This is a genomic window from Hungatella sp. SL.1.14, assembly GCF_024460495.1.
GTDB classification, from domain to species: domain Bacteria; phylum Bacillota; class Clostridia; order Lachnospirales; family Lachnospiraceae; genus Hungatella; species Hungatella hathewayi.
Map to the genome: position 1 here is coordinate 165,126 of NZ_JANFYJ010000006.1, position 20,157 is coordinate 185,282.

At 44.2% G+C, this 20,157-nt stretch carries 20 protein-coding genes and 1 pseudogene; 16 read left to right on the forward strand and 5 right to left on the reverse strand.

Going from position 1 to position 20,157, the window contains the following annotated elements:
* Positions 1-254: 254 nt before the first annotated feature.
* Positions 255-377, reverse strand: a pseudogene (locus NE473_RS08750) (hypothetical protein); the annotation flags it as partial.
* Positions 378-677: 300 nt separating this feature from the next.
* Between NE473_RS08750 and NE473_RS08755 the strand changes: the two are divergent.
* From NE473_RS08755 to NE473_RS08775, 5 genes are all read left to right on the forward strand, one after another.
* Complete coding sequence (locus NE473_RS08755; RefSeq protein ID WP_207729795.1) at positions 678-1,034, forward strand: helix-turn-helix domain-containing protein; 357 nt, start codon at positions 678-680, stop codon at positions 1,032-1,034.
* 169 nt (positions 1,035-1,203) lie between these two features.
* On the forward strand, positions 1,204-1,461 hold the full coding sequence (locus NE473_RS08760; protein WP_006775929.1) for a DUF6870 family protein: 258 nt from the start codon (positions 1,204-1,206) through the stop codon (positions 1,459-1,461).
* A 193-nt stretch (positions 1,462-1,654) separates the two neighbouring features.
* Positions 1,655-3,349, forward strand: a complete 1,695-nt coding sequence (locus NE473_RS08765; protein WP_006775928.1) for a recombinase family protein — start codon at positions 1,655-1,657, stop codon at positions 3,347-3,349.
* Complete coding sequence (locus NE473_RS32805; RefSeq protein ID WP_080552317.1) at positions 3,342-5,000, forward strand: recombinase family protein; 1,659 nt, start codon at positions 3,342-3,344, stop codon at positions 4,998-5,000. The genes NE473_RS08765 and NE473_RS32805 overlap by 8 nt, the downstream gene beginning before the upstream one ends.
* A 2-nt stretch (positions 5,001-5,002) precedes the next feature.
* Positions 5,003-6,589 (forward strand): recombinase family protein, encoded by a 1,587-nt coding sequence (locus tag NE473_RS08775; RefSeq protein ID WP_055650824.1) that lies wholly within the window; start codon positions 5,003-5,005, stop codon positions 6,587-6,589.
* 282 nt (positions 6,590-6,871) lie between these two features.
* Here the strand turns inward: NE473_RS08775 and NE473_RS08780 are convergent, their stop codons facing one another.
* Positions 6,872-7,531: a hypothetical protein gene (locus NE473_RS08780; RefSeq protein ID WP_039892778.1), complete on the reverse strand. Its 660-nt coding sequence runs from the start codon at positions 7,529-7,531 to the stop codon at positions 6,872-6,874.
* Positions 7,532-8,532: 1,001 nt separating this feature from the next.
* On the opposite strand from NE473_RS08780, the gene NE473_RS32810 reads away from it, so the two are divergent.
* The 3 genes from NE473_RS32810 to NE473_RS08795 all read left to right on the forward strand — a co-directional run bounded on the left by NE473_RS32810 (position 8,533) and on the right by NE473_RS08795 (position 10,227).
* Positions 8,533-8,868 carry a hypothetical protein gene (locus tag NE473_RS32810; protein WP_341465622.1) on the forward strand — a complete coding sequence of 112 codons (336 nt, stop codon included), beginning with the start codon at positions 8,533-8,535 and terminating at the stop codon, positions 8,866-8,868.
* A 323-nt stretch (positions 8,869-9,191) separates the two neighbouring features.
* Positions 9,192-9,878 carry a hypothetical protein gene (locus NE473_RS08790; protein ID WP_242866204.1) on the forward strand — a complete coding sequence of 229 codons (687 nt, stop codon included), beginning with the start codon at positions 9,192-9,194 and terminating at the stop codon, positions 9,876-9,878.
* A complete protein-coding gene (locus tag NE473_RS08795) occupies positions 9,865-10,227 on the forward strand; it encodes a DUF6054 family protein (RefSeq protein ID WP_055651349.1) in 363 nt (120 codons plus the stop codon). The genes NE473_RS08790 and NE473_RS08795 overlap by 14 nt, the downstream gene beginning before the upstream one ends.
* A gap of 209 nt (positions 10,228-10,436) precedes the next feature.
* Here NE473_RS08795 and NE473_RS08800 read toward each other — a convergent pair whose 3' ends face one another.
* On the reverse strand, positions 10,437-11,639 hold the full coding sequence (locus tag NE473_RS08800) for an FprA family A-type flavoprotein (RefSeq protein WP_022031501.1): 1,203 nt from the start codon (positions 11,637-11,639) through the stop codon (positions 10,437-10,439).
* 330 nt (positions 11,640-11,969) lie between these two features.
* On the opposite strand from NE473_RS08800, the gene NE473_RS08805 reads away from it, so the two are divergent.
* Both NE473_RS08805 and NE473_RS08810 read left to right on the forward strand, forming a co-directional pair.
* Positions 11,970-12,392, forward strand: a complete 423-nt coding sequence (locus NE473_RS08805) for a helix-turn-helix domain-containing protein (RefSeq protein WP_055651348.1) — start codon at positions 11,970-11,972, stop codon at positions 12,390-12,392.
* Positions 12,389-12,976: an ATP-dependent Clp protease proteolytic subunit gene (locus NE473_RS08810; RefSeq protein ID WP_006775313.1), complete on the forward strand. Its 588-nt coding sequence runs from the start codon at positions 12,389-12,391 to the stop codon at positions 12,974-12,976. The genes NE473_RS08805 and NE473_RS08810 overlap by 4 nt, the downstream gene beginning before the upstream one ends.
* A gap of 97 nt (positions 12,977-13,073) precedes the next feature.
* Here NE473_RS08810 and NE473_RS08815 read toward each other — a convergent pair whose 3' ends face one another.
* Entirely contained in the window at positions 13,074-13,334 is a 261-nt protein-coding gene (locus tag NE473_RS08815) for a hypothetical protein (protein WP_006775312.1), read from the reverse strand.
* A gap of 108 nt (positions 13,335-13,442) precedes the next feature.
* Positions 13,443-13,925 (reverse strand): DUF2752 domain-containing protein, encoded by a 483-nt coding sequence (locus NE473_RS08820; protein WP_022031504.1) that lies wholly within the window; start codon positions 13,923-13,925, stop codon positions 13,443-13,445.
* Between the two features lie 151 nt (positions 13,926-14,076).
* Here NE473_RS08820 and NE473_RS08825 point away from each other — a divergent pair, with 151 nt between their 5' ends.
* The 6 genes from NE473_RS08825 (at position 14,077) to NE473_RS08850 (ending at position 20,130) form a co-directional block, all read left to right on the forward strand.
* Positions 14,077-15,375: a metallophosphoesterase gene (locus NE473_RS08825; RefSeq protein ID WP_242866203.1), complete on the forward strand. Its 1,299-nt coding sequence runs from the start codon at positions 14,077-14,079 to the stop codon at positions 15,373-15,375.
* Between the two features lie 38 nt (positions 15,376-15,413).
* Positions 15,414-15,929, forward strand: coding sequence for a 2-thiouracil desulfurase family protein (locus tag NE473_RS08830; protein WP_242866205.1), 516 nt, complete (start codon positions 15,414-15,416; stop codon positions 15,927-15,929).
* A gap of 7 nt (positions 15,930-15,936) precedes the next feature.
* Positions 15,937-16,530: an hDIG domain protein gene (locus NE473_RS08835; RefSeq protein WP_022031507.1), complete on the forward strand. Its 594-nt coding sequence runs from the start codon at positions 15,937-15,939 to the stop codon at positions 16,528-16,530.
* A 36-nt stretch (positions 16,531-16,566) separates the two neighbouring features.
* Entirely contained in the window at positions 16,567-17,412 is an 846-nt protein-coding gene (locus tag NE473_RS08840) for an arginase family protein (RefSeq protein WP_055651346.1), read from the forward strand.
* The gene (locus NE473_RS08845) at positions 17,348-18,733 is read left to right on the forward strand and encodes an MATE family efflux transporter (protein WP_155560740.1); all 1,386 of its coding nucleotides are present in this window, start codon (positions 17,348-17,350) and stop codon (positions 18,731-18,733) included. Before NE473_RS08840 ends, NE473_RS08845 begins: the two co-directional genes overlap by 65 nt.
* Before the next feature lie 77 nt (positions 18,734-18,810).
* Positions 18,811-20,130: an aspartate kinase gene (locus NE473_RS08850; RefSeq protein ID WP_022031510.1), complete on the forward strand. Its 1,320-nt coding sequence runs from the start codon at positions 18,811-18,813 to the stop codon at positions 20,128-20,130.
* Positions 20,131-20,157 lie beyond the last annotated feature (27 nt).

The following is a 20,157-nucleotide window of genomic DNA, read 5'->3' on the forward strand; positions in this document are numbered from 1 at the left end:
ATATGCTATTCTGCACTGATTGTATCAACAATTGACGTGGAATATCACAACAGATGAGACAAAGGCGATAGAACGGATACGAAAAACGATAGAGTATCAGAAAACCCACGATTGCATAAACAGAGTGGTCTCCGGTCTTGACCAAACGTTTTGGTACATCGCCTCCCAGTCCTTAAAGTCTGCCTTTTTAAGCACGATATCCTCTGCTTCCACTTTTTCCTGCTTTCAAAAATGCGAAATGATCATACACTTTTCTAGTTTACCACTGTCGGTGCCTCTAAGTGCAAGTATTGGAAAATGGAGGCAGGAGCTATACCGTTTACACGGATATTCGGAGCCAACGGTTTAGCTAAAGATTTTGTCAGGCAGTGGACAGCCGCTTTTGAAGCATCTCAGGCAGACAGATAAATTATACACAAAGAAACGTTAGGCGTAGCAGCCAAATGGTTATTACGCCTGGCGTTTTTTTGTGTATGGGATTATTTACCATAAATGTAAATCAAAGGATTGGAAGGCTGATCGGATATTTTTGCACGAAAAAAGTGTCGTTATATAGCAAAAAAACTGAAATGGATAATTTTAGGGAAAATTCATGTAGAATTATTCCAGCCAGTCCATTTTAAAATATACTTTAATACTGTAAAATACTACCAAATGAAAAGGAGGAACAGAGGGATATGATACTTAACAGTTTTGATATTGCCCAAAATATCCGGTTAGTGCGAGAGACAAAAGGACTTACAATAGAAAAACTTGCAGAATTAGCAGGCGTTTCGGCAAATCATATGAGCAAAGTAGAGAATGGCCTAAGAAATTTAAGTATGGAGTCATATTTAAATGTATTACAGGCATTAGATGTATATCCGGTTTTTGTTGCAGGGGCAGATGATGGGAAAGAAACGAAAAAATATATTTCGGATTTTATGGAGATCATTAAAGACTGTTCCGGAAGAGAAGTGGCCTTTTTATTGAATATGGCTGTAAGTATGAAAGAAAATATGATAAAAACTGGACTTACTGCAAGCGGAAAATAATAACTGGATAATGATATGTTATGATCATGACATTTTTGGCATTAAAGGAGAACAAGATGAAAGAATACATATATTGGTGGCCCATTTTTTTCTAATTGACTTGGCATTTATGTTTAATTCAATTATTGTCTTTGTAATTGTGCTTATTATAAGTTAATAGGAGTTAAAAATGCTGACCGTTGAAGAATTAGAAGAATTACAAAATATAAGTATAGATCAGATGGATCCAAATACATTGGTGGATTTGAACAGTATAAGAGTTGATACTTCCCAGCCCAAAGAAAAGCGCATTAAAATGCTGTTGGAAAGTGGAATCAATCCATATTTTTTTCGGGTGGGAAATATGAAAATAAAAGTTGCTTATTCAAATACAGGGAAAACACTATCTGATATTATCGAAAATTTAGTGGAAAAAGCAGAGATTTGAATAAGAACACAAATGAGAAAAAATAAAAAGTAGGTGATTATGTTAGATGGTATGGACAACTGATTTGGATCATGGTAGAATAAAGGCGGAATAGAACTAAAGATTAAGCAGGTTCCTGCTACTTATTTGGTGTATAGCCGTCCGTTTCAGGAGGGTCATACAGCTGACTAATAAGTGGTTAGGAGCTGTTTTTATGTTTAAAAAGTATAATCATATCTTTCGAACGTACTCTTATCTGCGCCTATCGGTAGAAGATGGCGATCAAATCGAGAGTGACAGTATCAAAAATCAAAGAGTCATAGTTAACCGTTATAAGGAAAATCATCCAGAAATCCAATTGGTCGGTGAGGAGATTGATGATGGATATAGCGGTACTAATTTCAAGCGCCCAGGTTTTCAGAATTTGCTGGAATTGATCAAGAAGGGCATGATCGACTGTATTATAGTGAAGGACTTGAGCCGATTGGGAAGAGACTTTACGGAAGTGCTGCGGTATGTCCAACGCCGGTTCCCTGAGTGGGGGATCCGTTTCGTAGCAATCGATGATAACTATGACAGTGACGATGAATCCTGTAAACAGGATTTTCTGACTTTACCCATTAAAAGTTTACTAAATGAGAGTTACCCGGCAAATACAAGCATCAGTATCCGGAACACATTAAAAGCTATGCGTGAGCAGGGGCTTTTTGTTGGGGCATATGCATATTATGGCTACCAAAAAGACCCGGAAGACCGTCACAGGCTGATCCTCGACCCTATTGCTTCTGGGGTGGTTCGGGACATTTTTGCATGGAAAATATGCGGTCTTAGCCAGGATGCCATAGCCAGGAGATTGGATAGCCTTGGATTTTTGCCGCCTGCAGATTACAAGGTGTCACAAGGTATCCCATATAAAACAACCTTCAAATTGTATGAGCGCAGCCATTGGACGGCAGTGGCGGTGGGGCGGATACTATGTAATATTGCCTACGTGGGAATATTGGTTCAGGGAAAAACCACAACTCCCAATTTTAAGGTACATAAAACAATATATAAGACTGAGGAAGAGTGGGACATTGTGGAGGGGGCTATTCCGCCAATTGTAAGCTGGATTGATTTTATGATTGTTAATCATCTTTTGGAAAAAGACACGCGGACTGCGCCAGGGCAGGATACGGTTTACCTTTTTTCGGGTATTCTTGAATGTGCGGACTGCCATCAGTCACTTGTGAGAAAACCTGCAAAGTATAATGGGAAGGAATACGGATACTATGTGTGCTCAACAAATAGGGATCATAAAGAGCAGTGTTCTTCACCACACCGTGTATCTGAAGCAAAGCTTAAAAAAAGTATGCTTCTGCTGATCCGACACCAAATTTCTATGATGGTAAACTTGAAGTCAATTTTACAATATGTGGAGACAATTCCGTTTTCTGACCGCAAAGTTGAAAAAGAAAGTAACCGGATGGAAATGTTAAAAAAGGAGTACCAATGGAATCTGAAACTGTCTACGTCTCTTTACGAAAGTTTCCAAGAGGGAATTCTTACTAAAGAGGAGTATCTGCAGATGAAAAAAAAGTATTCAGAGCGCTGTGGAGAATTGGAACAGTTGATGGAAAATCAGGAAGAGGAGAGCAGAAATATATTCCGAAATATCTGTGGACAGAATAACTGGATTGAACATTTTCTGAAATTTGGTCAGATCAAGGAACTCGACCGAAAACTGGTGGTCAGCTTTATTAAAGACATACAGGTTACGGCCCAGGGAAATCTGGAAGTGACATTCTGGTTTGAAGACGAATACAGGCAAGTAATAGAAAAGATCAAACAGATTCATTACGAACTGCCCAACGCCAAAATGCAAGGCTTCTTGAATCAAATAGGAGAAGGAGGTGTTTTGTGTGGCTAGAACAAGTAGAAAAAGTTCTAAAGCAGAAAGATCAGCTCCTGTTTTTAGAGAGAACCGATGGGCATCCTACGCAAGATTATCAGTGAAAAGCAACAAAGTGGGTATTGATGATTCTATTATACATCAACTTCAGAGGAACCGGGATTTTATCAGGAAAAATATACAGGACGGCTTACTGGCGGGAGAATATTATGATGATGGCATTTCAGGAACAACATTCGACCGTCCCGGATTTAATGAATTGCTTCAAGATATCAAACGCGGGAAGATCAATGCAGTCATCGTCAAGGATTTCAGCCGGTTTGGAAGAAACTCCCTGGAGGCTCTTGAACTTCTGGAAGTTGTGTTTCCTTCCCTCGACGTAAGATTTATCAGTATTGATGATGCATATGACAGCGCAGATCCGCGCTGTAGCAAAGACAGGATGATTTATATTATTAAACATCTGGCAAATGAGTATTATGCTCGGGTCGCATCGAAAAAGTTGTCACAGGCTCATGAACTGAATCGAGGAAGCGGAGAGTTTTGGGGAGCAAGACCACCGTATGGATTTGCACGTTCTCAAAAAAACAGTAAGATACTTGTCCGTGATGATGAGGCCGCAGTTGTATTGATACGCATTTTTAATATGTTTGTCTTAGAAGGATATACATATTTTAGGCTGGCAAAGCAACTTAATGAAGAGAGAATTCCCTGTCCGCAAGCATATTATCTTATAAAACACGGAAAACAAGACAAGGTAGAAAAGAATCCCGAGAAATATTTATGGACTGGTAATACAATATCAAAAATAATTCAGAATCCGGCCTACATAGGGTGCCTGGTAACTCATAAAACAGAGCAGAGTTATTACAAAAACCAAAAAATCAGAAGGGTCCCTCGGCAAGAGTGGATCATAGATGAGAACGTTTTGCCGCGTATCATTGGACAATCAGTTTACGATGAAGCACAGGAGCTTGCGAAACAGGCGTGGGTAAATAATTTTAATCGAGAGAACGACAAGAAACTTGGATTGTTTGGCGGAAAAATAATCTGTGGTATTTGTGGAAGAAATATGAGCCAACACAGGTATAAGACCAAAAAAGGGTTGGGATTTGAGTATCATTGCCCAGGACATGATATAGCTCCAAGTATCTGTAAAGCTCAATTTGTCAATGAAAAATATATTCTGAAAGCTGTAACAGTTCTCTTGGATAGATGGGTAAAAGCTGCAATGAAGGAAAGAAAGTTATATAAAAAAGGCATATTTCTAACTAAACTAAAGAGGGAATTTCAACAGAATATGGCAATAGCAGATGATGAGTTGCAGAGAATAACGGTAAAACAACAGCAGATATATGAAGATTATGTCGGTGGACTTTTGGATAAAAGAGAATATCTTCAAATTAAAAATCAGTATTCAGAACAAAGAGAAGAGTTGATCGAGAAAAAAGGAAAGCTGGATATGGAACTTAATGATGCAGTCCGGAAGTATTCTATGAAGAATAAATGGATTTCGAGTTTACTGGATATTCATGGAAATATTTGTATCACCGCAGAGGTGATTGATGAATTGATTGCGGAAGTTAGGGTTGTAGATAAAACGTCTATTGAGGTTATCTTTAAATTTAAAGACATATTTAACATAGATGTAGAATGCGAGGTGGTATGATAATGATAAAAAAATATTTGTTTTTCTATGAACGTCTTTCAAAGGAGGATGGGGACGATGAGAGCTGCAGCATTGGGAATCAACGAAGATTATTGCAGCGTTTCCAAAAAGAGAAGGACGAATTTTCAGATTATGAAGTAAAGGAGTTTATTGACGATGGCTACACAGGGGCGAATTTTGAACGTCCTGATTTCCAGAGAATGATGGAAAAAATTAGAAGTTTATATGGCAATAAGATCGTTGTAGTAACTAAAGATTTTTCACGTTTGGGACGTGATACTATTGATACGGTAAATTATTTAGAGAAAATATTCCCATTTTTGGAAGTGCGCTATATTGCGGTAAATGACGATTACGATAGTAATGACTATCCGTATGGTTTGGACTTTGAAAATAAGTTTAAAAATTTGATTAATGGTATATATCCAATGCAGCTTTCATATGCGCATAAAAAAATCAAAATGGAAGAGGCCAAACAGGGAAAGCATAATGGACCGATACCAACTTATGGATATCGGTATACCAAGGAACGTGAATATGAAGTAGATTGGGAAGCTGCTACGGTTGTTCAGATGATAATGGATTTTTTGGAACAGAGAAAAAGTTATAAATACATCATCTGCTTCCTGGCAGAAAAGAAGATAGAACCCCCCAGTATTTATTTAACGAGTAGGTATGGAGTGAAGTTGAGTAAGGTTAGTAAAAAATCTGTATGGAATAGAGCAACGATCCTTAAAATAGCAAGGAATAAAACCTATTTAGGATATTCTGTGCGTCATACAGTGGAGAGCTGTTCTTTGGGTACAAAGAAGACTCGTGTTATTAAACGGGATCAGCAAGTTTTGGTTCCGAATAGGCAGCTAGCCATTATCAGGACAGAGCAGTTTGATAGTGTGAATGACTGGCTTGATGATAGAGCTGAAAAGGCTGGCCATAAAAAAACCAAACGGCAAAGAGTTTCTGCACTATATAAAAAGGTTTATTGTACAGAATGTGGTTGTGGCATGACTAGAAGATTAGAATATAATTATGATGTTTACGTTTGCTTGGACAAACGGGAAAATCCCTTTTCGGTCTGTACTACGAAACCTATTCAGACATCAGTTTTGGAGGCAGCGGTTTTTAAAGCATTACAGTTTAATATATACTTATTTTTGGATAATGAAAGAAACATTAAAAAGTCTTTAAAGAGTAATATAACTGATCGGCATGAAGAAATGGCATGTCTTCATAAATCTGTTGACTTAATAAGTTGTCAAAAGATGGAATTGTATGAGAAATATAAATCAGAGCAGCTTACAAAAAAGGAATATATGAAAAGAAAAGATGATCTGACAAAGCAAATAGACGTATTGGATAAACGTATTGCTGAAATAGAAGATGATATTAACAGGCATAATGAAGATAATTTTATATTTAGTTCAGAATATGCTGGATTGGTTGAAAAATACAAGGAAGAAAAAATACTTACGTCAGATATAGCCGATGCTTTCATTGAGAAGGTATTAGTGGATAGGAATCACGATATAGAGATTATTTTTAAATTTCAGGACGAAATTGATAAAATCTATGAGAGAATAGCGTGCTGAGAAATAGTTACATGAAATAACGAAATAAGGAAAAATTACAATAGATAAAGAAAAATAATAACTTTGGTTTACTATATTTAAGAAATTACAAAGTGATTTATGAAACGATTAGAAAGGCGCTGTCAGGTTTATGCCGTACAGCGCCTTTTCAAATGGCAGCCAAATACTTTTTCGAAATGATACCGTTTTCTTTCATTCTTGTGTTAATCAGTAAGAGTATAGTGCAGTCCCCTGACTGAAAATCAAATTAAAAATGATTAATTTAAGCAGATTGATTTTATACTATGTATTTTTGGTTACTCTAAATACATCAGGAGGTAAAATTATGTCATAATAATCAATGGATCTTTCTATGTGCTTAAGAGCCTGAATTAGTTTTTCATCTTTTAATATAACACTGTATCCATAATTTCCAGCAATCATAATATTTTTGCCCTTCTTCTTATAAATCTCAATTTTAAATTGCTCTAATTCAAAAAAACCATTGGCGATCCCTTCACGCCATAATTTGCTGTTGTAATCAATGTTATGCGCTTTGTATAAAGCCTCAAAAAGTTTAGTTGCAAACAAACCATGTGTGTGGACACGAATTTTGCTCTTTAATTGAAAGATAGAAGGGTTATCAATAACTTCTTCAAGACTATTTAAGAAATGATGTTGTATTTCCTCTTTAGATAAATCTTTTATTTTTCCACACATAGTTAATTCATAAGTTTTTCCTGACTTAATTAGCTGCAAATGAGTTCCATACTTTTTTATTGGAAAAATAACAAAATTGAATATTAGTAATATAGGTATTGGTGCCACAATTTTTAAAAGAATATTAGGTGTTACGGTTATAATAATTATGGTAAGTGTTAAATTAATCATAAGATGTAGATTAGTATAAAAATAATAATATAAAACATAACAGATAAATTTAATTCGTAATAGTATCTTCATTAATATATCCTCTAAATCTTTTAATTTTATCTTATTATACAATATATAAAATTAAAAATAAATTACATAATTTCTTAGATTTATATTACTGTATCATAAAAACAGACCCATCAATCCTTTAGGAGTTAGTGGAAGGCCCTTGTTGTATTGTGTACTAATTATTTATGGACTGATAGTCAATGGATAAGTATAGGTAATCATCGTAAAATAGGCTTATAAGCATCAGGCAATTTAGCAATGATTAACTGATGTGTTACTGAATTGAATGATTCAGGTTTGCGTACTTTGACAATAGAATATCAGCATGGTAGATGTTTTTTGTCTTATTTGTGTCATAAATGGCATATTGAAAATCATCTTTTGAGATACTAAACGTTTTGGACATGCTTTTAAGCATGAAGAGAAAGTAATTAGCTACGCCACGAGCTACCTGCCTTAAATGCAAGTATAAGGTAAACACCAGGAATCGTAATAGAAGAAGTAAAAGGTATGAGCGGCACTTTCTCATGGATCATATAACCAATGGTCTAAAACCCAAGATGATAATGATACCTCCGTAATAATTGAATCGCGGTCCAGGTAGCGCTGGAGGCATGAGCAGCAAGTAAAGGCGCTGTAAAGTGTCAGGAAGGTTGTGGTTATACCTAATCTACATGCTCCCATGGTACAAGGGGGGAGATAATATACAACCGCACTAATTTATGGTGCGGTGTACCATTAAAAAAGTAGAACTAATCAGCAACAGAACTTGCTTATTAGCTGTGCTTTTTTAGATAGTTTATGATTTTTTTTGGTTCTTACTTGACACAGGCAGGAAAATCAACTTTATACAGGACAACACATTATCAGGGTACGATGCCGCGGATCAATACCGATGAAATATTAAGAGAATTTGGAGATTGGAGAAATACTGCGGATTTAATGAAGGCAGGCAGAATTGCAATTGAACGATTGAATTCTTACTTACAGGAAGGGATTACATTTAATCAGGAGACTACTCTGTGCGGACTATACTGCGAACAATACACAGGGCAAAGCAATTGGGATATGGGATAGAATTACACTATGTTGGAGTGGATTCTCCAGAGATCGCGAAGCAGAGAATTGCTGAGCGAGTGAAAATGGGTGGTCATGGGATACCAGACAAGGATGTTGAGAAAAGATTCGGAGAAAGCTTTAGAAATCTTCACGAAGTTATTGGTCTGTGTGACTTGGCCGCACTATATGATAACACAAATGAATTTCGCTGGTTTGCTGTCTATAAATGCGGGGAGATTGTCAGACTGTCAAAGAATATCCCTGAGTGGTATTTGAAATGGAGGAAAGGGTATTATTGACTTGACGCAGCCATGGCAGGAGTAATCTGTTCATTAAAATTGAGGGTGCCGCTCAATCATCTGTTTTGATGATTTTGCGACACCCTTTTAAAATACTTATTTGTGGACTGCTGCTGAATTACATTTTCTGGACAACCCCTTTTTCATCATCAGAGACCCAATCCCGCCACCTCTCTTCTTCCCCATAGTCATAAATGCCAGCCGGAAAAAGAAAGATTTCCTTCACTTATATGACAAATGTTATAGCGTAAATATTAAGGAAAATGAAAGACATGGAAAAATGATATCTGGTAGAATAGAGCCAAAAAGGAAGGACACAAAAAATGTATGTAGATTACGGCTATTATATTATACGTCCCTGCCGGTGTCCGGAATTTCTAAAGGATTTTTCCCAATGGATTCTGACTGCCAGCAGCTGCATCTGTGATGTGGAGCCGCAGCCATTTTCCTGCATGACCAATGATGAAAGGCAAAAAGAGGAATACCGGAAGCGGCTGGGACTGGAGAAAAGGGAATTTATAGATTTTTCAGAAGAAACCCTGCGGCTGCTTGGGGAGGACCGGCTGGATACGGACAGCCGGTTCGTGTCCAAACAGGATGCAGACGAAATATACAGGCGTTATTTTTCTAAACAAAAGGGAGTGGACCGGGGATACCGTCTGATCGGGATTGCGCTGGAAGAGGCACATCTGCCTTCCATGGAGGACAGGATAATCCCTAAAAATGTAGCGTCTCGGACCGCAGAACGTCATTTTCTCGGCTTTGATATTCTTGGATGGGATATCTCAGGTTTTCATACATACCTGTGCAATTCCCTTCAGAAGGAACTGATGAAACAGTTCAAACTGAAACCGGAAGAATTTGGACTCTTAAAGAATTCGAAAGAAGAAGTGGAAGCTTTTGCAGACGCCATTCAGAACAGAGGAGAGCCGGTGGAGTGGATACCGTTCGCGGTCTATGATGATACGCCGGCTGCGGCAGAAGGGAGTGAGATACATGGCAAAATTTGAAGCTGACTTAACAGGGAATCTGGATCATTTCAAAAAATATTTAAAAAATGAAATTTTATACGGCAGTGTATCTGCATCGTTCGAGGACGAACATGAGGAGGAGATCAACGGCGTGCGGTGCTGTACGATGGTATATGAGAGGTACAGCTATATGGGAGGCAACCGCGTCAGCCTGAATGTGACGATCCTGGAATATGAAGGGGAACTCAGGCTGACCGCCATCACATCCGGGGGAAGCCAGGCCATGTTCTTTAAGCTCAATACGTTCGGAGAGGAAGCCTTTTTAGAGAAGCTGGAAGAGGCTGTGAAGGCTTATAAGTGCAGACATACGCGAATGATAAGCGGCTGATAACCGATAGACGGCCGCATCATTACCGGTTCCGCGGTGCAAAGGCCGTGCTGACGGATCGGGATGGAAGGATGTTTTTTACTGAGGTGATCTGGCTGGTGAATTTACTTTTATACTTTTAAAGCCCTGTCCGGGAAGGCGTGTCAGACCACGCAGTTCCGGACAGGGCTTTAAAAGTATTGTCAGGAGAGTCCGTCAAACCGGACCCGCTAGTTCATGGAATCTACAATTATATTTGCCAGAGCGCCGAGTTCCGCCATCTGGTCTTCCTTTAAGGAGGATTTGATCGTGATGGTTTCATCGAGTATGGTCATGTTCTTCATCTCGGAGATGATCTCTCCCATCTTACGTCCGGCTGTTACGCCCCAGGAACCATTTTCCAGGAGTGCCACGGTGCGGTTCTGAAGATTGTGAGCCTTTAAATCGAGGAGCAGGTGCTCCATACAGCTGAAGATGCCGCCATTATACGTTGCGGAAGCGAATATGAGGTGGCTGCAGCGGAAGGCCTCGGAGATGATGACGGATGGATGCGTGGAGGAGACGTCGTACATGACGATGTTCTTCACACCGCGGTCTGCCAGCCGGCAGGCCAGAATATTCGCTGCATTTTCCGTGTTGCCGTAGATGGAACCGTATGCGATCATGACGGCTTTCTCTTCCGGCTCATAGCTGCTCCAGGTTAAATACTTGTCCACGTACCATGCGATGTCGGATCTCCAGACGGGACCATGAAGCGGGCAGAGGACCTCGATGTCCAGTGCGGCCGCCTTCTTAAGCAGCGTCTGAACCGATGCGCCGTATTTGCCGACGATGTTGGTATAGTATCTTCTGGCGTCTGCCAGCCAGTCACGCTCGAAATAGAGTTCATCCGCAAATAAGTTGCCGTTCATGGCGCCGAAGGTACCGAAGGCATCTGCGGAGAAAAGGATCTTGTCCGTGGTGTCATACGTCACCATGACCTCCGGCCAGTGTACCATAGGGGCCATCAGGAAGGTGAAGGTATGTCTGCCGGAACAGAAGGTGTCGTTTTCTTTCACGATCACGGCTCTGGTATCGATATCAAATTCATAGAACTGTTTGATGATCGGAATCGTCTTCGCGTTGCAGACCACGGAGATGTCAGGGTATCGTCTGATCAGCTCACCCAGTGTGGCGCAGTGGTCCGGTTCCATGTGATTGACAATCACATAGTCCAGCGTTCTTCCTGCCAGAACGGATTCCACATTTTCCAAAAACTGCCCGGTGATTGCCCGGTCGACCGTGTCGAAGAGAACGGTTTTTTCATCTAACAGAAGATAAGAATTATAGGAGATCCCGTTTGGTATGGGGTATGCGTTTTCAAACAGGGCGAGCCTTCGGTCGCTTCCGCCGACCCAAAACAGGTCATCTTTAATATTTTTTACACAGTACATAATGAAGCCATCCTTTCGTCATAATCTCACACTTATAATTTCGTAAGAAGTATACTACAAAATCGGCAAAATGTCATTGTATTTTTATACGAACTTAGTATGAATTAAGCGGTCGAGTTACAGTTCACGGCCCGCCCGGCGCCTCACAGCCCGTGAACTGTAACGTGGTCGATTGTATTATAGTATAACCGGATGAATGAATTTTTAGCGAAAACATCATTTTTTATTAAGACAGGGGGAAAACTGCCTGCTATAATGGGAGAAAACAGAACTGTTTTTCCATTGGAAAACTGGTTTTGTATTGGATCAAATCAGGAGGTGCATTCACATATGGATGGAAAAAACAGAATTGTAAAAGAAATTCTGGATTCTGTTGAGAAAAAGATGGAATCCGGGGAAAGTCTGAGTCTGGAGGCAATGGAAGCGCATACGGGATATTCCCGTTTTTATTTGAACCGGATATTTTCAGAGGTAACAGGCTGTACCATTCACCGCTATATCATGGAACGGAGGCTGACGGAAGCAGCCAGAAAGCTGGTGGAAACGGATAAGACAATCGTTGAAATATCCTGTGAGGCGGATTATCAGTCCCAGCAGGCGTTTACCCTGGCGTTTCGGCGGGTTTACGGCTGTACGCCGATGGCCTATCGGGAGCGAAAGCATTTTACGCCGCTGCGTGAACAGACAAAACAGAAGAAGACAGGAAGTACCGCCTGCTGTACGAGAACGGATCTCTGGAGGTGCGCGGCATGAGTCTGGTACCGAATGTGATCGAGACGACGTCAAAAGGGGAACGCAGTTACGACCTCTTTTCACGCCTGCTGAAAGACAGAATTATCTTTTTGGGCGAAGAAGTAAACGATGAGACGGCCAGGCTGGCGGTGGCACAGATGCTGTTTCTGGAGGCCGAGGATCCATCGAAGGACATTTCTTTCTATATTAACAGTCCCGGCGGTTCCATAACGGCCGGTCTGGCAATATATGATACGATGCGTTATATCCGGTGTGACGTATCGACAATCTGTATCGGGCTGGCAGCCAGTTTCGGCGCATTTTTGCTGGCCGGAGGTACGAAGGGAAAACGGTTTGCGCTTCCCAATGCTGAGATTATGATACACCAGCCGGCCGTGGAGAAGATCGGAGGAAAAGCGACGGACATCCAGATCTATTCCGAGAAGCTTCAACGGGATAAGAGAAGGCTGAACCGGATTCTGGCGGAAAATACGGGGAGAACAGAGGAGGAGATATGGCGGGATACGGAGCGGGATCACTTCATGAGTGCAGAAGAGGCAAAGGCGTATGGAATCATTGATACGGTGATGCAAAAGAGAGGCTGACGCAATAGAGAGGATAAAACAAAAGGGGCTGCCGCCCGGATGATTGAACAATCATTGGTGCGGCAGCCCCTTATTTGGTGATGCGGTCTGATGAAACTTAATAGCCTGCACTCAGTGCAGCAGCCAGGCCTGCGCCGACTACAGCGTATAAGACAAGTGACAGCACGATACCTATTGCCATAACGATCAGTCCGGCGCGGCAGAAATTCTTCCTGTTCTCATTTCCATTGCCAAATGCCCAGACAAAATACATGATTACATTGACACATGGGATAGCCAGAACGATTAACGTGATCAGCCATTCCCCCATGGTCATGACAGCCTTATTAGGGTCTGTCATCATTGTGTTGTTTTCCATACTCAGTACCTCCTGTAATTTATGACAGCTATCGTTAAAATTATATCATATAATGCCGAAATTTGTCTATTCCTTTTATTCGACAGACCGGGGGAGGGAAACGGCGCTTCATGCGGAACGTGGGCAGATACGGGATTTCAGGGCTGTAAAAAGCAGGTGCAGCAGGTTCTGGGGCTCATAGATCATGGGCGGGCGGTTGGGAAACCAATATTTCATGCGGATGAGGTAAAAAACCACCATAAGGAAGATGCAGACGGCTATGCAGGCGGAAAACAGGCGCGCTTTTCTTTCAAGGATGTAATGTTCATACAAAAATAAAAGTCCTCCGGCCAGCAGCGGCAGGAGAAATGGGTTGGACAGAAGGCTGCCGCGGAAATCCCCTTTTAACAGCAGAACTGCGGCTCGTGTAAGGCCGCATCCGGGGCATGGAATTCCCAGTAAAAGCCGGGCAGGGCATACTTTTCCGGTGACGGCAGTCATGATGCACAGAAAAAGGGCACAAAGAAATATTCCTGGCAGACTGTGTCCGGCATCAGAAATCAGATGTTTCATTTTAGATTTAGTAAAAAACGGGCTGTGTTTCTTTTTCATGATTTTACATATCCTCTGAGACGGTTGTATGAAGCTGCAGATTTCATTATAAGGCAGCGCTGCAGCTTTTACAAGCTTGTGCCGTGAATACAGGTTTGATATAATAAAGCTGTTTGAAAAGCAAAATTATGATAGACTGGTGGGTATGCCTATGATTAAAAAAACACAGATTGTAGTTCTGTCCTTTCTCTGTGCCGCGCTTGCAGGCTGTGGAAGCAGCAGGCCGTCGGCGGAGAAAGAGACTTCTTCTTTCACAATCGTAACTGCCACAGATCTGCATTATTTATCGCCGGAGCTTACCGACTACGGAACCGGTTTTATGAGAATGGCTGCCAACGGAGACGGAAAGCTGGTCCAGTATGCTCCGGAGATCGTAGACGCCTTTGTGACGGATATGGCAAAGCTTCGCCCGGATGCGGTAATCTTAAGCGGTGATCTCAGCTTTAACGGAGAGAAGGCGAGCCATGAGGAACTGGCAGAAAAACTGTCCTGTCTTCAGGAACAGGGGATCCCGGTCCTTGTGCTGCCGGGAAATCATGATATCAGCTATCCCTTTGCCGCCAGTTTTGAGGCAGAGACGGTAACAAGGACGGAGCGGGTGAACGGCGTGGAATTCCGCGATCTTTATAAACAGCTTGGTTACCGGGATGCGGCGGAAACGGATGGAGATTCCCTCAGCTTTCTGTATCAGCTGTCGGAACGGGTCTGGATTCTGCTGCTTGATGCCAATACGGAGGATGCACCCGGGCATATAAAGGATTCTACGCTTCAGTGGGCAGAGCGGCAGATGGAACGCGCGGAGGAGGCAGGTGCAGCCGTGATCACGGTGACCCATCAGAATGTTCTGGCACAGAATAAGCTTTTGTCTCGGGGATTCCTGTTGGACAATCACGAGGAGCTGGAGCGCCTTCTGAAAGGCCATGGGGTGGTTCTAAACGTAAGCGGCCATGTCCATATCCAGCATATTGCGGAGAACGGAGGGCTCTATGACATTGCAACCGGCTCCCTTACCGTGGCCCCGAACCGGTATGGTGTTTTAACCGTTGGTTCAGATGGAAGCACATCGTATGAAACCCGGAAGGTGCATGTCGGGCGATGGGATCGGGAAAAAACCGGTATTGCCGGGGATTTTGAGAATTTCGAAGAACTGTCCCAGGCGTATTTTGACGAGTGCACGCGAAAAAAGATGAAGAAGGAGCTGGAAGCACTGAGTGTATCAGAGGAAGAGCGGGCGCAGATGACGGAACTGGCCGTGGAGATGAACCGGAATTACTTTGCCGGTATGACAAAGCCGGAAAAGGAAATTGCAGATACACCCGGCTGGAAGCTTTGGAAAGAAAAGGGAGCAGAGCTCTTTTTCGGCAGCTATATGGATTCCATGATGGAAGATGCGGGACATGATGAAAACCGGTTATTACTGCCTCCAAAAAGTGATGCAGGGAACCGGTGAGGATAAGGAACGGAGGCTTTTTGATGGATAAGAAAAATATAAGAATTCTGGTCAGCGCCTGTCTGCTGGGCGTAAACTGCCGTTATGACGGAAAGAACGGCCGGCGTGATGAGGTGCTGGAGCTGTTAAAAGAGTATGAGCTGATTCCGGTTTGTCCGGAGCAGATGGGAGGGCTGGGGACCCCCAGGGAACCAGCCGAATGCCGGCGGGACGGCGGGCAGGTCCGCGTGATGAACCGGAAGGGCTGCGATGTCACGGAATATTTCGAACAAGGAGGGGAGGAAGCCCTTAAGATCGCGAAGCTGTATGGCTGCCGGTACGCCATTTTAAAGGAACGCAGCCCCTCCTGCGGCAGCGGGGTGATCTACGATGGCACCTTTTCCGGCGTAAAGACTGCCGGAGACGGGGTGACGGCGCGGCTTCTTAAGAAGCATGGGATTAAAGTAGCGGGAGAAAGCGGTATTTCAAGCTTGATATCGGAAATCAGCAGTGATATGATGGATGGCAGCATCAATATTACACAGCTGAATCGTAATCAAATGACAGAGGAGTGACAGAAATATGAAAACTAATGTAACGAGAGACCAGGCGCTTTCCCTTCTTATGAAATACAATAAGGAGTCCTTCCATATCCTTCACGGACTTACGGTGGAAGGCACCATGCGCTGGTACGCCAGGGAACTGGGATACGGGGAAGATGAGGATTTCTGGGGAATTGCCGGACTCCTTCACGATGTGGATTTTGAAAACTACCCGGAGGAGCACTGCAGAAAGGCGCCGGAACTTCTGGCAGAGGTCCAGGCAGAACCGGAGCTTGTTCACGCGGTTGTGAGCCACGGTTACGGACTCGTCTCCGATGTGGAACCGGAGCATGAGATGGAGAAGGTACTGTTCGCGTCAGACGAACTCACAGGCCTGATCGGAGCCGCCGCCAGAATGCGTCCGTCAAAGAGCGTGATGGATATGGAGGTCTCCAGTTTAAAGAAGAAATATAAGGATAAACGGTTCGCGGCCGGCTGTTCCCGTGATGTGATTGCACAGGGGGCCGAGAGGCTCGGCTGGACGCTGGAGGAGCTGTTTGAAAAGACGATCGGGGCCATGCGCTCCTGCGAGGCTTCTGTCAACGATGAGATGGAAAAACTGGGCGCTCAGTAGCGCCTGAAAGAAGAGAAAAACCAGGAGAAAAGAGCGATGAAATCAGTTTCAGTGCTGAATTTTTCAGGAGTGTATGAAAGGCAAAGCTTCTATAAAGACAGGGACTGTGAATGGATTGACTGTTCGGATTTGTCCGGGGTCAACGGATTCTGTGATGAGACTTCCATGGAGGAGATTGATGCGCGGATCAGCGGGCTGGAAGGCTGGATTCATTTTATAGACGGAGGCAATTTCCACTACTTAAGCTATCTGCTGATGAAACATATCCGGGAGCCGTTTACTCTGGTGGTGTTCGATCATCATACGGATATGAAGCCGTCCATGTTCGCCGGACTTCTGTCCTGCGGCTGCTGGATCAAAGAGGCTCTGGACGCCCTGCCGTTCCTCAAAAATGTGGTTCTGATCGGTGTCGCGGATTCACTGGCAGATACCGCAGAACCGGACTATGCCGGCCGTGTGCGGATCATTTCGGAAAGCATGGCGGAGGAAGACGACACATGGCTGGGAATCCTTGAAGCGGAGGCATCGGAGGCCGTGTACCTGTCCATCGACAAGGACGCGTTCGGGCGGGAAGAAGTGGTGACAGACTGGGATCAGGGCACCATGACGCTGGAGCAGCTGGAGAGGGCGTACCGCATCCTGGACAGCCGCCGGATTCTGGGGGTGGATATCTGTGGAGAAGCGGATCGGGACGAATTTTTTTCAGGACAAATGTCCGTGTCAGACGAACAAAATGACGCGGCTAACAGACGAATTCTCCGGATGCTTCTGACCGATCAGAAGAAGCCGGCTGGAAGGATACAAAAGGGAGAGAGAGATGGAAGAAGCACCGATATTTTCGAAGACGGCCATCAGGCGGCTGATCCTGCCGCTGATCATTGAACAGTTTCTCGCCGTTTTAGTGGGAATGGCGGATACGATCATGGTGGCCGGAGTGGGAGAGACTGCAGTTTCGGGGATTTCCCTTGTGGATACACTCAATATTCTGCTGATTAACGTGTTTACAGCCATGGCTACCGGAGGCGCTGTCATAGCGGCACAGGAGCTGGGGGATGAAAACCGGGACGAGGCGCTGAAGGCCTCCAATCAGCTGATTTTTGTGGTTCTGATATTTTCATCGGTTTTAATGGTGTTGTCCTTACTGTTCAACTACCAGATTCTGCGGACGATATACGGAACGATCGAACCGTCCGTTATGAATTACGCCAGGACATACTACTATCTGACGGCACTGTCTTTCCCGTTTCTGGCGGTATATAACGGGTCGGCGGCCATCTGCCGTTCCATGGGGAATTCCGGGATATCCATGAAGGTCTCCATGCTGATGAACGCCATTAACATTGCGGGGAATGCAATTCTGATCTATGGCTTTCATCTGGAGGTGGCAGGGGCCGGAATCTCCACGCTGCTGTCACGGATCACTGCGGCGGTCATTCTGGTGTGGGTGATCCGCAATCCGAAGCTTCCGCTTCACATCGATAAGAACTTTCATCTGGGCTTTCATCCGGCTGTTATCCGGCGGATCATGGGGATCGGGGTTCCCATGGGAGTGGAAAACGGTCTCTTTCAGGGCGGTAAGCTTCTCGTGGCGGGGCTGGTCTCCAGCTTTGGTACGACATCCATTGCCGCCAATGCGGTGGCGGGTACCATCTGCTCCTTTCAGGTGATTCCCGGCAGCGCCATTTCTCTGGCCATGATCACGGTGGTAGGGCAGGCCGTGGGTGCAAAGCGGTACCGGGAGGCGAAACGGTATGCGAAGAACTTTATTTTTCTCATTATGGGAGCCCATTTTCTCATCTGTTTTCCGATGCTGGTATTTCTGCCGCATATCATCGGCCTCTATCACGTATCGGAGCAGACGGCAGAGCTGGCGAGAATCATCTGCACGCTTCATGGGTTATGCTGTGTGCTGATCTGGGCGCCTTCCTTTGCACTGCCCAATGCGCTGCGTGCGGCAGATGATGTAACATTTGCCATGTGCATCACCATTATGTCCATGCTTCTGTGCAGGATCGCCATGAGCTTCGTTCTGGGCCGGTACCTCGGCATGGGGCTGATCGGAGTCTGGATTGCCATGGTTCTGGACTGGGCTGTGAGGGGCGTTGTCTACGCCGGGCGCATGGCGTCAGGCGGCTGGCTGAAGCAGCATAAACGGCTGGCGGCCCGTCAGGAGGAGGAAAAAGCCGTTTTACAAAATACTTGACAGCTTCCTGCAAGTACGATATTATTTCCGTTAAATAAAATTGATTTTATGGATATGTGACAGAGGAGAAAGAAGACATGAAAAAGGTTGTGAAATTCGGCGGCAGTTCTCTGGCCAGTGCAAGACAGTTTAAGAAGGTTGGGGACATCATACGATCCGATAAGAGCAGACGCTATGTGGTACCGTCAGCGCCGGGCAAGAGAAACGACAAGGACGAAAAGGTTACGGATATGCTGTATCAGTGCTACGATGCGGCGGCAGAGGGAAAAAGCTACAAAAAGATTCTGGAGAAGATTAAGAGCCGCTACGTAGAGATTATCGACGGGCTGGATTTAAATTTAAATCTGGATCATGAATTCGAGACCATTGAGGAAAATTTCTTAAAGAAGGCCGGCCGTGATTACGCGGCATCCAGAGGAGAGTACTTAAACGGCATTGTCATGGCCAGCTATTTAGGCTACGAGTTCATTGATGCGGCTGAGGTCATCTTTTTCGACGAAGACGGCAGCTTCGAGGCGGAAACTACCAACCGTGAGCTGGGAGAACGCTTAGAACACGTGGAACGCGCGGTGATTCCGGGATTCTACGGAGCCACTCACGACGGCAGTATCCGTACTTTCTCCAGAGGCGGATCCGATGTCACCGGTTCCATTGTGGCAAAAGCCATTCATGCCGACATGTATGAAAACTGGACCGATGTCTCCGGTTTCCTCGTAGCTGATCCCCGCATCATCGCTGATCCCGAGGTTATTGAGACGATTACATACAGGGAGCTTCGCGAGCTGGCCTATATGGGAGCCAGTGTCCTGCACGAGGACGCCATCTTCCCGGTCAGAAAAGAGGGAATTCCGATTAATATCCGCAACACCAACAGGCCGGAGGAGAAGGGCACTCTGATCGTGGAGAGCACCTGCCGTAAGCCGCGCTATACCATAACGGGAGTTGCCGGCAAGAAGGGCTTCTGCTCCATCAACATTGAGAAAGCCATGATGAACGCCGAGGTAGGGTTTGGCCGCAAGGTTCTGGAGGTATTTGAAAAATACGGCATCTCCTTCGAGCATATGCCGTCGGGAATCGATACCATGACCGTATTTGTCCATCAGTCTGAATTTGAGGAATACGAACAGTCCGTGATTGCGGGGATCCACCGTGCAGTCGAGCCGGATTATGTGGAACTGGAATCCGATCTGGCATTAATCGCCGTCGTGGGACGCGGCATGAAGGCTACGAGAGGTACGGCGGGAAGAATCTTCTCCGCGCTGGCCCACGCCCGCGTCAACGTGAAGATGATCGACCAGGGCTCCAGCGAGTTAAACATCATCATCGGCGTTAAGAATGCAGACTTTGAAGCGGCCATCAGGGCAATCTACGATATCTTCATCTCAACCGAAATTTAAGTATTCATATATCCGGAATATCCGGAC